This window comes from Psychrobacter sp. DAB_AL32B (genome assembly GCF_002224105.1).
Classification (GTDB): Bacteria; Pseudomonadota; Gammaproteobacteria; order Pseudomonadales; family Moraxellaceae; genus Psychrobacter.
Map to the genome: position 1 here is coordinate 20,856 of NZ_NEXU01000006.1, position 15,728 is coordinate 36,583.

11 protein-coding genes are annotated in these 15,728 nt (G+C 42.6%); 8 read left to right on the plus strand and 3 right to left on the minus strand.

Translation table 11 applies throughout. The features are described 5' to 3' along the window. The first annotated feature begins 16 nt into the window (after nucleotides 1-16). From rseP to CAN34_RS00570, 6 genes are all read left to right on the plus strand, one after another. The gene (rseP, locus tag CAN34_RS00545; protein WP_089553990.1) at nucleotides 17-1,411 is read left to right on the plus strand and encodes an RIP metalloprotease RseP; all 1,395 of its coding nucleotides are present in this window, start codon (nucleotides 17-19) and stop codon (nucleotides 1,409-1,411) included. A gap of 263 nt (nucleotides 1,412-1,674) precedes the next feature. Beyond that, complete coding sequence (gene bamA / locus CAN34_RS00550) at nucleotides 1,675-4,101, plus strand: outer membrane protein assembly factor BamA (RefSeq protein ID WP_089553991.1); 2,427 nt, start codon at nucleotides 1,675-1,677, stop codon at nucleotides 4,099-4,101. Nucleotides 4,102-4,251: 150 nt separating this feature from the next. Continuing rightward, nucleotides 4,252-5,268 carry a UDP-3-O-(3-hydroxymyristoyl)glucosamine N-acyltransferase gene (gene lpxD / locus CAN34_RS00555; RefSeq protein ID WP_089553992.1) on the plus strand — a complete coding sequence of 339 codons (1,017 nt, stop codon included), beginning with the start codon at nucleotides 4,252-4,254 and terminating at the stop codon, nucleotides 5,266-5,268. Between the two features lie 90 nt (nucleotides 5,269-5,358). After that, a complete protein-coding gene (gene fabZ, locus CAN34_RS00560) occupies nucleotides 5,359-5,868 on the plus strand; it encodes a 3-hydroxyacyl-ACP dehydratase FabZ (RefSeq protein WP_089553993.1) in 510 nt (169 codons plus the stop codon). A 181-nt stretch (nucleotides 5,869-6,049) separates the two neighbouring features. Next, nucleotides 6,050-6,829, plus strand: coding sequence for an acyl-ACP--UDP-N-acetylglucosamine O-acyltransferase (gene lpxA / locus CAN34_RS00565; RefSeq protein ID WP_089553994.1), 780 nt, complete (start codon nucleotides 6,050-6,052; stop codon nucleotides 6,827-6,829). Between the two features lie 307 nt (nucleotides 6,830-7,136). After that, on the plus strand, nucleotides 7,137-8,489 hold the full coding sequence (locus tag CAN34_RS00570) for a sodium-dependent transporter (RefSeq protein WP_089553995.1): 1,353 nt from the start codon (nucleotides 7,137-7,139) through the stop codon (nucleotides 8,487-8,489). A 189-nt stretch (nucleotides 8,490-8,678) separates the two neighbouring features. Here CAN34_RS00570 and tgt read toward each other — a convergent pair whose 3' ends face one another. Next, nucleotides 8,679-9,830 carry a tRNA guanosine(34) transglycosylase Tgt gene (gene tgt / locus CAN34_RS00575; RefSeq protein ID WP_089553996.1) on the minus strand — a complete coding sequence of 384 codons (1,152 nt, stop codon included), beginning with the start codon at nucleotides 9,828-9,830 and terminating at the stop codon, nucleotides 8,679-8,681. A gap of 292 nt (nucleotides 9,831-10,122) precedes the next feature. On the opposite strand from tgt, the gene CAN34_RS00580 reads away from it, so the two are divergent. Continuing rightward, entirely contained in the window at nucleotides 10,123-10,716 is a 594-nt protein-coding gene (locus CAN34_RS00580; RefSeq protein WP_254423033.1) for a heme-binding protein, read from the plus strand. A 59-nt stretch (nucleotides 10,717-10,775) separates the two neighbouring features. On the opposite strand, the gene asd is transcribed toward CAN34_RS00580, so the two are convergent. Next, nucleotides 10,776-11,909, minus strand: coding sequence for an aspartate-semialdehyde dehydrogenase (gene asd / locus CAN34_RS00585; RefSeq protein ID WP_089553998.1), 1,134 nt, complete (start codon nucleotides 11,907-11,909; stop codon nucleotides 10,776-10,778). A 435-nt stretch (nucleotides 11,910-12,344) separates the two neighbouring features. Here asd and CAN34_RS00590 point away from each other — a divergent pair, with 435 nt between their 5' ends. Then, nucleotides 12,345-13,478, plus strand: coding sequence for an endonuclease/exonuclease/phosphatase family protein (locus CAN34_RS00590; RefSeq protein ID WP_174668328.1), 1,134 nt, complete (start codon nucleotides 12,345-12,347; stop codon nucleotides 13,476-13,478). 778 nt (nucleotides 13,479-14,256) lie between these two features. Here the strand turns inward: CAN34_RS00590 and CAN34_RS00595 are convergent. Continuing rightward, nucleotides 14,257-15,657, minus strand: a complete 1,401-nt coding sequence (locus CAN34_RS00595) for a peptidylprolyl isomerase (RefSeq protein WP_089554000.1) — start codon at nucleotides 15,655-15,657, stop codon at nucleotides 14,257-14,259. Nucleotides 15,658-15,728 lie beyond the last annotated feature (71 nt).

Sequence of the window (15,728 nt, forward strand, 5' to 3'; positions counted from 1 at the left end):
ATACTGAGAAAAGATCATGACGTTTTTATTAACGCTGCTTGCGGCAATATTTGTCTTAGGTCCGCTCATTGCTTTACATGAGTGGGGTCACTATATTGTGGCGCGACTCTGCGGCGTGAAAGTGCTCACGTATTCTATCGGTTTTGGGCCCAAACTCTTTGGCTGGACCAGCAAAAAAAGCGGCATTGATTATCGTATTTCAGCCTTGCCACTCGGTGGTTACGTCAAGATGCTTGATGAGCGTGAAGGCGAGGTGGCAAAAGAAGAGCAGCATTTAGCATTTAATCGTCAGCATCCACTAAAGAAAATAGCGATTGTCGCCGCTGGTCCTATCATGAATTTTGTCATTGCGATTGTACTGTTTTGGGTGTTGTTTATGACCCCATCAGAGCAGCTCGCTACCAAGATTGGTCAAGTATTACCAGATACGCCTGCTGCGATAGCACAGCTGCCTGTCGGCGATAAAATCATTGCCATTGATGGTCATGAAGTACAAACATGGGAAGGCATTAACTATCGCCTTGCTGGGCGCATGGGCGAGACGGATAATGTGAGTGTCACTTTGCAATCAGAGGCAAAAGCCAATGGTTTAAATGCTTCGACTGATTCGACCAAAACTTATCAAGCACCCGTTAAAGAGTTTATGCAAGGCGCGGCACAAGGTAAAGATGCCTTGTCGAGCTTTGGTATGATACCGTGGCAGCCGCAGATTGAACCGATCGTTGGTGATTTGACGCCTGATGGCGCTGCTAGTCGTCAAGGCTTAAAGGTTGGTGACCGTATCACTGCGATTAATGGAGAAGCAATCAAAGATTGGATCAGTGCCACCCGTATTATCCGAGATAGTCCTGAGGCTTTGCTTAACTTCACCGTATTACGTGACGGTAAATCTGTACAATTACAGATCATGCCGCAAGGTAAAAAAGACAATTTAGGTAACGATTATGGGCAGATTGGTGCTATGGTGGCACAGTCTGAAATTGTCATTCCTGATGCCTATAAAACCACTGTCGTTTATGGTCCTGGCGAGTCATTAGTCAAATCGTTTGAGAAGACTGAGCAATTAGCAGTCATGACCGTCAGCTCGATGGGCAAGATGCTATCAGGTATGATTGGTCTTGAGAATTTATCAGGTCCAATAACCATTGCAAAAGTTGCCAAACAAAGCTTTGATATTAGCTGGCAAATGGTATTATCTACGGCCGCTTTGATCAGCTTAAGCCTCGCTGTATTGAATCTTTTACCTATTCCTGTATTAGATGGCGGTCATATTGTGTACTACCTCATCGAACTGATACGGGGTAAGCCACTCTCTGAAGGTGTACAAATGGTGGGATTGAATATTGGCTTACTCTTGCTGGCAGGTTTCATGGTGTTAGCAATTGGTAATGATATCAGTCGACTATTTTGATTGGGATTAGGCTGGCTTAGTAGGTAAGGCACGATAACCTAACGGTTGTGCGCTTATCATGTATTGATTATTAGGCTAATATGCCATCGCTTTTATAGCGTCGCTACTGTACTAATTTTATTTTTTAGTTTATTTTATGATGCGTTTTATATAAAGTGTCCTGAGTCTGCCATGAGCGCGTTAACGACGTTACGCGAAATAGGCTGGACAACATGTGCTTTTTAACTTAACTTAAGCAAGTTTTTTATTGACGGATAGTGTTTATGCGTACGCCTTTATTTATGAGCGCGGCTGGGTTGCCGTTAGTTGTAGCGATGATGAGTATGCCGGTTCAAGCTGCAGAATTTGTGGTCACTGATATTGGCTTTAATGGTCTACAACGCCTAACTCCTGATAGTCTCTATCCGGTATTACCTATTTCGGTGGGTGATACGGTCAATGATGCGAGCCTTGCCGCTAGTATCAAAGCGTTATATGCGACTGAAAACTTTGCAGATATTCAAAGTCGTATTGAAGGTGGTAAGCTGCGCTTTGACGTTGTTGAACGCCCAACGATCGCTGAAGTGAACTTTGAAGGCAACAAACTCATCCCAAAAGAAGGGCTCGAGCAAGGGCTTAGCAACGCTGGATTGTCTGTTGGCGATGTGCTTAAGCAAGCTACTTTACAGGGCGTGGCAAACGAGCTACAACAGCAATATATTAGCCAAGGTTATTACAATAGTAATATTGAAGTCGATCAGACGCTGCTTGATGGCAATCGCGTAAAACTTGACGTGCGCTTTATTGAAGGTAAGCCTGCTAAAGTTGTCGATATCAATATCATTGGTAACAAACATTTTAGTGATAAAGAGATTAAAGAGGTATTTGCGGTAAAAGAATCTTCATGGACACGTCTGTTGTCTAAGTCTGATCGTTACGCTAAAGAAAAGCTAGCAGCCAGTTTAGAAAGTCTAAAAGCCCTCTATCAAAACGATGGTTATGTGCGTTTTTCGGTAGACAATGCGGTGCTCAATATCAGTGAAGATAAAAGCAGTGTCTTTATCGAGGTCAGTCTTAGCGAAGGCGAACAATATCAGTTTGGCGAAATTAATTTCTTAGGCAAGCCAACTTTTGAAACCAGTGAGCTAAAAGAGCTGGTCACTTTTGCCCCTAATGAAAAATACTCACAAGCCAAACTTGATGCCACAACAGCCGCTCTTAAAAGCCGTTATGGTAATGAAGGTTATTATTTAGCGCAAATTAGACCTGTACCGCGTATCAACGATGAGACTAAAGTAGTCGATATTGATTACTATATTGATCCTGCACGTCCTATTTATGTTCGCCGTATCAATTTTACCGGTAACTTAAAAACCCAAGATGAAGTACTGCGCCGTGAAATGCGTCAATTAGAAGGATCACTTGCTTCTAGTGACAAAATTCAGCTGTCACGTACGCGTCTAATGCGCACAGGTTTCTTTAAAGGCGTCAATGTCGATGTGAAGCCAGTCCCTAATCAGCCAGATCAAGTGGATGTAAATTACACGGTTGAAGAGCAGCCTTCTGGTAGCTCAACCATTGCCGCCGGTTATTCACAAAGTGGCGGTGTGACCTTCCAGTTAGACCTGACCCAAAACAACTTTATGGGTACCGGTAACCGCGTTAAAGCTGCTTTGTCACGCTCAGAAACGCGTGATTCTTATAGCTTGGGCTATACCGATCCATACTTTACAGAAAATGGTGTATCACAAGGCATCAGTGCCTATTATCGTGAGACCAAATACGATGACAGAAACGTTAGTAACTATGTCACCGATGCTTATGGTGCAACGCTTAATTACAGCTATCCGGTTGATGAAACCAAACGCGTTAGTGCCGGCTTAAACGTTGATAACACGACTGTACGTGGTGGTAGCCGTCTTGGTGTATCAAACGTTCAGCAGATCATTGATGATGGTGGTACGTTCGAGAAATACATTAACGATGACAATGAGTTCTCTGGTCGTACTGGCTTTAAAAATGAATATCAAAGTTACAACCTACTATTTGGCTGGGATTACAGCACCCTAGATCGCCCAGTATTTCCAAATAAAGGCATGAGCCATACGGTAGATGCGACCATTGGTCTGGGTGATGCCAGTTATCAAAAACTGGTTTATCGTGGCAATATTTATCAACCTATTTATAAAGATTGGGTCGCGCGCGGCTATACTAAGCTTGGCTATGGTAATGACTTACCCTTCTATGAAAACTTCTATGCCGGTGGTTATGGTTCAGTACGTGGTTACGAAGCTTCAACCCTTGGACCAAAATCGCAAAGCTACTATGATGCCGTCAGTGATAAACCTGGTACATTAAAGCCAGAAGAGATTGGTGGTAATGCATTAGTAAGCTTTGGTACGGAATTAATCTTGCCAATGCCATTTAAAGGGGATTGGGCAGATCAGGTGCGTCCGGTACTATTTGCTGAAGGTGGTCAGGTCTTTGATACGACGGACAAAGAAGATCGTACGTTTATTAACCCTATTGATAATACTGATACAGGCGTGCCACTACTAACACAAGATAATAAACTCCGCTTTAGTGCTGGTTTAGGCGTAACTTGGTATACGCCAATCGGTCCGATTTCTCTGAGCTATGCTGTTCCTATCGGTGATAAAGATGGTGATGAAACTGAAAAAGTCCAGTTCCAAATTGGTAATACTTTCTAAGCACTTTCTAATTGTTTGTTGCTAGATAAAGGGTTTGATAGCTATTATTGAGCCCTTTCAGTAATTGAAGGGTTTATTAGATTTAGCCGGTCGTCAAGATGATAACTCAACTTGGCGACCCTCTTATTCATGTCAATACTAATACTAACTATGATAACGATTGAGCAACTCATCACTCGAATTGAGCAGCGTCAGCCGGTTCTTAATAAGGCTGAGCTTAGCGCTGAGCAATACCGTCTAAATTTAGACAGTATTGGTAACTTAACCACGGCTAATCGCCAGCAGTTAAGTTTTTTAGCCAACCCTCATTATCTCTCTAGCCTTTCTAATAGTGAGGCAGGTGCAGTGCTTACCACTGCAGAGCACCGTGATAAAGTGGCAAAAAGTACGGTGGCATTAGTAGTCGCCACGCCTTATTTGGCTTATGCCAGCGCCAGTCAGCTATTTGCCCGTCAACAGTCAGGCAGCGGCATCCATCCGAGTGCAGTAATAGCCGAAAGTGCCATTATTGGTAATCAAGTGACTATCGGGCCATTTTGCGTCATCGGTGAGCGGGTGCAAATTAGTGATCGCAGCGCCCTCGATGCTCATGTGGTTATCGAGGCAGACACTACTATTGGCACTGACTGCGTTATCAAGTCCCAAGTAATGATAGGGCATGATTGTGTCATCGGTAACCATGTCAGATTGCACGCGGGGGTGAGCATAGGATCTGAAGGCTTTGGCTTTGCACCGACCAGCAACCCTAGTGTCACGGGTTGGGAACGTATTGCTCAGCTAGGGCGTGTAGTGATTGGCGACCATGTCCGAATTGGTAGTCAAACTTGTATTGATCGTGGTGCTATTGATGATACGGTGATTGGCAATCATGTTATTATTGATAATCTCGTACAAGTGGCCCATAACGTCCGTATCGGTGATGGTACGGCTATCGCTGCCCAAACGGGTATCGCTGGTAGTACTACTATTGGCAAGCGCTGTATTATTGGCGGTGCGGTTGGTATCACCGGTCATATTGAAATCACAGATGATGTGACCTTGTCTGGTATGACCATGGTGACCAAGTCAATCACAACTGCGGGCTCTTACTCCTCTGGAACCGCTGCCATGCCAACTGCTAATTGGCGCCGTGCCGCTGTACGTTTTCGCCAGCTCGGTCGTGGTTAATGCTTAACGATTAAAAAGTACCACTACAAAAGATTATTTATAAGATTTAAAAACACAGCAAGATTTAAAATCCAGCAAGGAAGCACCATTATGAGCATCACTGATATTGATACCCCAACTGATGAAGACATCAAAAGCTTGGCTGAACAAGGCTTAACATTGCCATTAACGTACCATACCCTTAAGCACTATCTGCCACATCGTTATCCATTTTTGCTCGTAGACAAGGTGATTTCCTGTAAACCTGGTGAGTGCATTACGGGTATTAAAAATGTGACCATTAATGAAGAGTTCTTTAATGGGCATTTTCCTGATGAGCCGATTATGCCAGGTGTATTGATGGTTGAGTGCATGGCGCAGGTTTCAGGCGTACTAGGGTTTATTAGTGCGGGATTGACGGCAGAAGATGGCTATTTGTATCTGTTTGCAGGGGTCGATAAAGTACGCTTTAAGCGTCGCGTCATCCCTGGTGATCAACTGATTATCCGTGCCAAAACCGTGATGCAAAAGCAAGGTATTTATAAGTTCGATTGTACGGTACACGTTGAAGATGAGCTTGCCGCCAGTGCTCAGGTTATGATTGCCCGTCAGGAGCAATAAGGCGCTTTTATTCACTTTGAGCGAATAATTAGTTAGAGTGCTCAAAGCATGCCGTTAATGTTAATAATTAGAATGATAGCTGTATTTTTTAACAGAGCTAGTATTAGGGTGATTAATAGCGCTAAACTGTCTGTATTTGTTTTACTATTTACTTGCATCAGATGATACAAAGGTCCACATTATGAGTCAGATCCATCCAACAGCACTCATCTCACCGTCTGCTAATATTGATGAAACCGCAACCATTGGCCCTTATTGTATTGTCGGTGATGAAGTCTCCATTGGCGCACACACGGTTTTGCATCGGCATGTGGTCGTGACTAGGCTAACTCGTATTGGTGAGTACAATCAGTTTTATCAGTTTGCAAGCATTGGTGAAGACCCGCAGGATTTAAAATATGCTGGTGAGCGTACCTGGCTTGAAATTGGTGATCATAATACGATTCGCGAAGCCTGTAGCTTGCATCGTGGCACAGAACAAGATGGTGGGTTGACGAAGATTGGTAGCCACAATCTAATGATGGTAAACACCCATGTTGCGCATGATTGCTTAATCGGTGATCATAATGTACTGGCTAATAATGTCGGTATCGCCGGGCATGTGACCATTGGCAATCATACGATTATTGGCGGTAATTCAGGCATTCACCAGTTTTGCACCGTTGATGATTACAGCTTGATCGGTGGTGCTAGTCTGATTCTAAAAGATGTGGCCGCGTTTACGATGGTTTCTGGTAATCCTGCTAAAGCTCATGGGCTGAATGTTGAAGGTATGCGCCGCAAAGACTGGTCTCAAGATACCATTGATGTCCTGCGTCAAGCTTATCGCATAGTCTTTCGATCGGGCTTAACGACGGTACAAGCGCTTGAAATATTAAAGCAAGAACTATTGCCAAAAGAGCCGAAAATGGAATTACTGATTGATTCTCTACAGAAAAGTCGTCGCGGTGTGGTTCGTTAAGTATTGTTTTATTAAACGCAAAACATCGTTTCAGTCGAAATTACTAAACAACTAAACTGTTGTAAGTTGTCCTCAAGAACTTATTAAGCCATAACTAATAGTTATGGTTTTTTGTGTTTATGACTACTTGACTTTTTAGGTCGCTTAGCAGAAACTGAGCCTCTACAACATTGTAAACAATTCTTTCTTAATGTTGCTGAATGCATTGTATTGATGCGTTAGTTAAATAGTCAAATATTATGGACAGCTATTTATAATAATCAAGGATGATTACAAGCAATATTAATTGAAGCATGAGGAAGGCGAAATGGCTAATAATAAACAAGATCATGCCCAGTGGAGCTCAAGTTTTGGCTTCGTGTTGGCAGCAGTAGGCTCGGCAGTTGGTTTAGGAAATATTTGGAAGTTCCCTTATATGGTAGGTGAGAGCGGCGGTTCAGCTTTTGTTATTGCCTATCTGCTTTGTATAGCCTTGGTTGGTTTTCCAGTACTGGTCGCTGAGTGGCTGATTGGTCGCCGTGGTCAGAAAAACCCTATTAATACCTTTAAAGATGTCGCCGCAAGCGAAGGTAAATCAAGTAGCTGGGGCATTGTTGGCGCGACGGGTATTTTAGGTGGTTTTTTAATCCTATCCTTCTATAGTGTCATTGGTGGTTGGGCGCTTAACTATATTACCAAAGTAGGAACGGGTAGTTTTGCGGGTCAAAACAGTGATTCTGTCGCTGCGACATTTGACGCGATGCTAGCATCAGCGGGTACGTTAACTATCTGGCATACGGTATTTATGATTATTACCGCGCTGATTGTTGGTATTGGTGTTACTCGTGGTATTGAAAACGCTGCTAAAATCATGATGCCATTATTGGGTGTGATCCTATTTGTTATCGTTGGTTATAACGTGGTGAATGGTGGTTTTGGTGAAGCAGTTAATTATTTATTTGCACCTGACCTTAGTAAGTTGACCGTTGATGTGATGCTAGCAGCACTAGGTCATGCTTTCTTTACCTTATCAATCGGTATGGGCATCATGGTTGCTTACGGTTCGTACTTAGGCCGTGAAGTAAACTTACTTAAAACAGCTCGTACGGTAGTTATCTTAGATACCGTCATTGCTTTAGCAGCTGGTTTGGCTATTTTCCCAATCATCTTTAATAATGGTCTTGATCCTGCATCAGGTCCTGGTTTGATCTTTGTGAGCTTACCTATTGCCTTTGGTAGCATGGCTGGTGGCGCTATTATCGGTACTTTGTTCTTCTTATTGATTACTTTTGCTGCAGTGACGTCGTCAATATCGTTACTAGAGCCAAGTGTTGAGTTCTTAGAAGAGCGCACGTCGATGAACCGCACCATGTCGACTATCACTGCAAGTACGGTGATTTGGTTATTGGGTATCGCAGCGCTCTTGTCATTCAACTTATGGGCTGACTTTACCATCATGGGTAACGGCATATTTGATGCGTTAGACAAATTAACCAGTAAGTTCTTATTACCATTAACGGGTCTTGCAGGCATTATATTCTTTGCTTGGAGAATGGATCAACGTAGCATCCAGCAAGAGCTTAATTTATCGAATAGTACTTGGCAAATTTGGCAGATCATAACTAAATTTGTTGCGCCAATTGCTATCATTGTGGTATTTGTTGCAGCGCTAGTAGGTTAAAAGCGTTACGCTAAGACTAAATTGTGAATTATGTTTAATTAAAAACGAACATCGATAGCGACATGTAAACTACACGCAATAAAAAAGGGCTTAAGATTATCTTAAGCCCTTTTTGTATTTTAATGATGATAGAAATGAAAATGAGATATAAATAATAGCGATAGAATTTGGTTTTAAAATGAATAATAGTTAGCGTAAATTTAACTCAGGAACCATTTGTCCGCGTTTACTATAAAATTCATGCACAAATTCATCAAATTTATCTTGTTCAATCGCGTCTCTGATACCTTGCATCAAACGTTGATAGTAACGTAAGTTATGAATCGTTGCTAATTGCGCACCCAGCATTTCTTTACATTTATTCAAATGCGATAAATAAGCACGACTGAAGTTCTGACAGGTATAGCAGTCACATTCAGGATCTAAAGGACCTTCATCGGTGCGATATTGGCTGTTACGTATACGTACCACGCCCGCATTGTCTGCGTCACCAGTGACAAAGTAATGACCATTACGCGCATTACGCGTCGGCATCACGCAATCGAACATATCAACACCGCGACGTACCCCTTCAACGAGGTCTTCAGGCTTGCCGACGCCCATCAAATAACGTGGTTTATTGGCTGGCATATCATCTGCGATATAATCTAGAACGTCTATCATTTCTTCTTTTGGTTCACCAACAGACAAACCACCGATGGCATAACCATCAAAACCAATCTCGAGTAGACCTTCAAGTGATTGCTTACGCAAATCGGCATACATACTACCTTGAATGATGCCAAATAAAGCATTGGTGCTACCAAGCTTTTTATGTTCATCAACGCAGCGCTGGCCCCAGCGTAGTGATAACTCTAAAGATTTTTTCGCTTCTTCATGAGTCGCTGGATAGGGCGTACATTCATCAAATTGCATGACGATGTCTGAGTTCAAGCTATATTGAATCTGCATAGACTTTTCTGGTGACAAAAATACTTTTGCACCATCGATAGGTGATTTAAACGTCACACCTTCTTCAGTAATTTTACGCATCGCACCGAGACTAAATACTTGGAATCCGCCTGAGTCGGTCAAGATCGGCTTATCCCAATGCATAAATTTATGCAAGCCACCAAATTTATCAATAATATCCGTACCAGGACGCAGCCATAAATGAAAGGTGTTACCAAGGATAATGTCAGCGCCAATGGCTTCGATATCACGTGGCAGCATACCTTTAACCGTACCGTAAGTACCAACCGGCATAAAAGCAGGCGTTTGTACGTCGCCGTGATTGAGATGAACTGTACCGCGGCGTGCACGCGTGTCGCCGCTGGCCGTTTTATGTAAGACAAATTGCATATAATAACCGCTATGTAAGCTATGGAAATGGCGCTAATTATAGCATTGTTAGGTTTTTTTTGGACATCGAAGTTTCTCTAATACAGATTTTATGGGGTGTTCGTATCTAGCCATAACCAAAAGCTACAGACATCGTTATCGAGTCATTGCTAGAGTAGAAGAAATATAAAAGCGGTGACATGATACTTTTCGATAGTTGAGGCATGACATGATTAAAGCAACCAGCTTGTTGAGTAGCTTGACGTTAAGTGGCGTATTATTCACCAGTACATTATTGATATCAGGAGCAGCTATGGCTACCGAAGAACCGAATTATACTATCTTGTCACAAATCGAAGATTTTGAGCTGCGTCGCTATGAGAGTCAACTGGTCGCACAAACTTGGGTTTCCGGTGACCAAGATACGGCTAGTCGTGCAGGATTTAAGATTTTAGCAGACTATATATTTGGCAATAATACGGCGCCAAGTGGAGAAAGTAGTAAAATAAGTATGACAGCTCCTGTGACCATGCAGCCCGAAACAAAGAAGGGTGATAATGAGTCGCAAAAAATTGCCATGACTGCACCAGTGAGTATGCAAGAAACTGATGGTAAATGGCGCGTACAATTTACCATGCCAAGCCAATTCACCATGCAAACACTGCCCAAACCAAACAATCCTGACGTCACGATTATTGAAGTGCCTGCACAGACTTATGGTGTTATTAAGTTTTCGGGGTTAGCTGGCAATGAGAAGGTTGCTGTTAAAACTGCAGAGTTGCAATCTTGGATGCAAACGCAAAAATTAATGGTTACAGGCGCACCTGAACTGGCCCGTTATAATCCACCTTGGACGTTGCCTTTTATGCGTCGCAATGAAATTATGATTGCTTATGAGCAACAATAACCCATAAAAAAAGACAGCATTTGCTGTCTCTTTTGTATCTCATATTCAAAATATATAGCTTAGTTATTTTGTTCACGAATGATATTGAGCATGCGGCGTAATGGCTCAGCTGCGCCCCATAGTAGCTGGTCACCGACGGTGAACGCCCCTAGATATTCAGGCCCCATATTGAGCTTACGCAGGCGACCAATTGCTACGGTCAACGTACCTGTTACTGCAACTGGCGTTAAACGGTTGATAGTAGCTTCTTTATCATCTTCAACCATATCTAGCCATTCATTACCGCTATTTCTGAGTGCAGCTTCGATCTCTTCTAGCGGAATGTCTTTTTTAAGCTTAATGGTTAAGCCTTGTGCATGACAGCGCATTGCGCCAACGCGTACACACATGCCATCGATAGCAATCTTATCTGCTTCTGAATTACCAAGGATTTTGTTGGTTTCAACACCACCTTTCCATTCTTCGCGTGATTGTTTATTTTCCAGCTGCGAGTCGATATATGGAATTAAGCTACCGGCCAACGGCACACCAAAGTATTGCTTAGGGAAATCAGCTGAGCGTTGAGTTTCAGCAATTTTTTTATCAATCTCTAGTATCGCACTAGCAGGATTGGCAAGCTCGTCTTTGACCGCATTGTGTAGCACACCCATACCTTCGATTAACTCGCGCATGTTGTTGGCACCAGAACCACTAGCCGCTTGATAAGTCATGGCGCTGACCCATTCGACCCAACCTTTATTAAATAGTTCTCCAATGGCCATTAGCATGAGCGATACGGTACAGTTACCACCGATAAAGTCTTTTTTGCCATTCGCTAGGGCGCTATCAATCACACTGCGGTTAACTGGATCAAGAACAATGATGCTGTCATCTTCCATGCGTAATGTGCTTGCCGCATCAATCCAGTAGCCATTCCAGCCGCTATCACGCAGGGGTTGATGTACCTTTGAGGTATAATCGCCACCTTGGCAGGTAATAATTACATCACAAGCAGCTAGTGCTTCAATATCATGAGCATCTTTTAGTTGGCTGGTCTTAATACCATCGAAGCTTGGCGCATCACCGCCTGCATTGCTGGTTGAAAAAAACACCGGTGTGATACCGTTGAAGTCTTTTTCTTCCGTCATACGTTGTATCAATACTGACCCTACCATACCGCGCCAGCCTACCAAGCCTACTGTTAAATTACTCATGAAACTTAATCCTTTTTACAATAAATTGTTGCATCACCAACCGATAACAATGCCGTGAATAGCGCCAAAAAGCAAGTTTTTTTAGACGGTTCTAGGGGTTTTTCATACATTAATAGCTATGCTCATTATAACGTTACGTTATGGTTATGACGATGATATTCGCTAGGTTTACTGATTTCAGTCAGTAATCAGTAGAAGGAAGATTTATAAATTTTACTCAGTATATCTGAAAGGCTGAAACTGTAACGTTTTATAGTAGATATGGCCTAATTAATGTTCAATAGTAGGCGCTGGTCTTATGAAATGCTAAAGTAAGCAGCTACTAAAAGTAAGCAGCTACTATCAGTTTAAATATTAACAGTACTGAATTACCTAACTGACGATGTGCATAATCATTGGCTTAGCCATTAATTTAATAAACGGTCGATACACATTATGGATTTCTCCCTACTATATTATGGCGCACAGTGGTTAGCGGGACTAATCGCCTTTGTAACGATTTGGGGCTGGCTACCACTTGATCATTGGTGGGTACGCGGTGTAGATTTTCCTCGTATTCAAATTATGATACTAGGCATCATTGCATGGATCGGTATGGTGGCGTTTGGCTCAGAATGGCAGCTAGGACAGTGGCTGCTATTTGGGTTGTTGAGTATTGCCTTAGCGTTTCAGCTCAGAATGGTGTTGCCGTATACCATGCTATGGAAAAAAGAAGTACTAGATGCTAAAGATAAGCCGGATGTGCACGAGTATCAGTTAAAAATCATGGTCTCAAATGTACTAACGACCAATGACGATACCTACAAATTGGTTGAATTAGTACAACAGAAGCAGCCTGATATATTAATCACCTTAGAAAGCGATGAAAAATGGGAGCAAGCGCTCAATCAAGTTGAAACAGATTATCCTTATACTGTAAAAGTACCCTTAGATAATTTGTATGGTATGCATCTATATTCTAAGCTTGAATTGATAGACCCTGAGGTTAAATACTTGATAATTGATGATATCCCTTCGATTCATACGCAGATGCGCTTGCAAGGAGGGCAAGTCATCTGGCTATACTGTCTGCATCCGATGCCACCAAGTCCAACGGAAGCAGACAAATCTACTACCCGCGATGCAGAGCTACTAATGGTTGGAAAGCATATCAAAGATCATAAGCAAACAGCCATATTGGCGGGGGATCTCAATGATGTCGCTTGGTCAAAGACAACCCGTCGCTTTCAGCGTATCTCAGGGCTGCTAGATCCACGTATTGGACGGCATTTTATCAATACTTTTCACGCTAATTACCCATTTCTACGCTGGGCGCTCGATCATATTTTTCATAGTCCTTGTTTTACCGTAGTGGATATCAAGCGCCTACCTTCTATCGGCTCTGACCATTTTCCTGTTATGACGACATTGCAATATGAGCCAGAAAAGGAGGTTAAACAGGAGAAAAATGCTCCTACCGCCCAAGCAGAAGACTTTAAAGAGACAGAAAATAAAATTAAAGCGGGTAAGAAAGAGGGCAGCAAACTATCTCAAGAGCACGCAGAAACACAGAATAATAGCGATAAATAATAAACTTAAATGGGGTCATAAGCTCTCTTGAAGCGAGCCATCTAGACGTAAGCAAATGCTTACATCAAATAAGGTCTTTAGCCTCTAGTCGCCGCACATCAATTGTCTTAGAATACATCCATCAACACAAGGATACGTAAGGATGCAGTGTTGAGACAGTATTAATAAAAGGACAGGTCAGCCCGCTGTCTTATAAGTTACTGTTTATGACTTAGGATGAGTCAATACGGAAGAAATAACAATAATAATATGAAACGCCATAGCCCCGAACCAATCGCCCTAGGTTCGGGGCTTTTCTTTGTGTGTAAGTTTTAGAGCTATTTTTAAATACTAATGTTTTCTAAACACCTATGTTGAGACGATTAATTCTAAATATCGAATAACTCAATGCTTCTGCTGCTTCTATATTGGCTATTCTGTTATCGTTTAGATATTCATACATATTGAAAGGAATGGAATATGAGTGATTTTCCAAAAGATGCTCTTGAGAAAGACAATCTTGAAGAAGACTTGAGTAAAACCTCTAATGCTGAGCCTCAGCCAAAATCTGCTTATGAATGATGTGTGTTAGCCGGAAGTGAAAAAGTACATGAGTTAATTGCTCAAGCGTAAAAAAAGCTCGTGAACGCGCGCAGAATGAATAGTAACTATAAAGCTATTCAGACAATAAAAAGGGTATATGCGTTGGCATATACCCTTTTTTTATAAAACGCTTTAGCTGCTATTTAGTTAGCTAGCATATAAAGAGCTAGCCAAGCACTCATTAAATAAACATTGGTTAACCAAGCACTTGAATATAAGCGCCTGAACGCAGCTCTTGCAGCCAATCTTCCTTGGCTTGTGGTGCTAAGCGTTGATATAGCGCTTGGCGTGCCATATTACGACGGTATTCATCGCTGACATCCTGCTGACGCTTACCTTCAACTTTTAGTATGTGCCAACCAAACTGAGTTTTAAACGGGGCAGAATAATCACCAACCGCAGTATTCTTCATCATGGCTTCAAACGGTCCAATCATCTGCTCTTCACCAACCCAATCTAGATCGCCACCGCGTCCTGCTGAGCCGGGATCATCTGAGTAAGTTGATGCCAGACTAGCAAAATCAGCACCACTACGTAGTTGATTATAGAGATCGTTAATCTTTTGCTCAGCAAGCGCATCAGTCTGCAACTCATCGACTTTGACTAATATATGACGAGTGTTCCACTGAGGTACAAGCGTGGTATCACTGGATTTTTTATTAGCCAGTTTGATGATATCAATGCCTTCTGGGGTCACTAATGGTGCACTCACTGCGCCGACATCAAGTTTAGTAATTTCGCTCGACAGCTCTGTAGGTAGGGCAGCTGCTTTATGAAAGCCCATATCTCCACCTTGTAGTGGAATAGGATAGCTGCCTTGGCTTGCCGCAATGGCTTCAGCAACATCGACATTTGGTGCAAGCAGACGTGTACGTAATTTCTGTGCTACCTTTAGCGCTTCGTCACGCTGTGCTTCTGATAATCGGCTGTAGTCATCTATGTACGGAACACGAACGTGGACCGTTTGGTATTCGCTTTGATTTAAACGTTTGGCTTCAGGGGAGGCTAAAAATGCATCAATATCTTGTTCACTAATGCGCACGCGGTTAGTGATTTGACGTTGTTGCAAGGCTTGTATTGCGGCATCTTCAATCAATTGTGCACGTAGAGTGGCATAGCTACCAGGCTGTGCTGAATCTAAACGCTGCTGCAAAGCACCAATACTGTTGAGACCTTCCGCTTGCGCAATTTGTCCTAAGCGTTGATTGATAGCCGCTTCATCAGGATTTAACCCAACACGTTTGACCAATGACAACTGTAACTCACGCAAAATGAGCGCATTTAATACTTCGGACTGTAACTGTGCTGAATTAGCAATCGGTTCACCAGCAGCTTTAGCACGCGCCTGAGTCTGAGCAATAGCAGCGACTAAATCACTTTTTAAGATAGCGTTTTCATTGACCAATGCAATGATGCCGTCGGTACTATTGGCAGGCGTTAAACGAGTTATGCCATTTTGCTCAGCAGCGGTAGTCGCTTGTGCTTTTGCAGGTTTAACGGTGGCTGCTTGGGCGTTGACACTTAATGCCAGCGCGGTGGTTAGCCCCATAGATAGAACTACGGCTTTGCTCGTGTGGCGTAAAGAAAAAAATCTCATGATGCTCCTCATCAATGTCATTGCATCGGATGGTAATCGTTTAAATCCGCTTATGATACTTTGATTGTTAA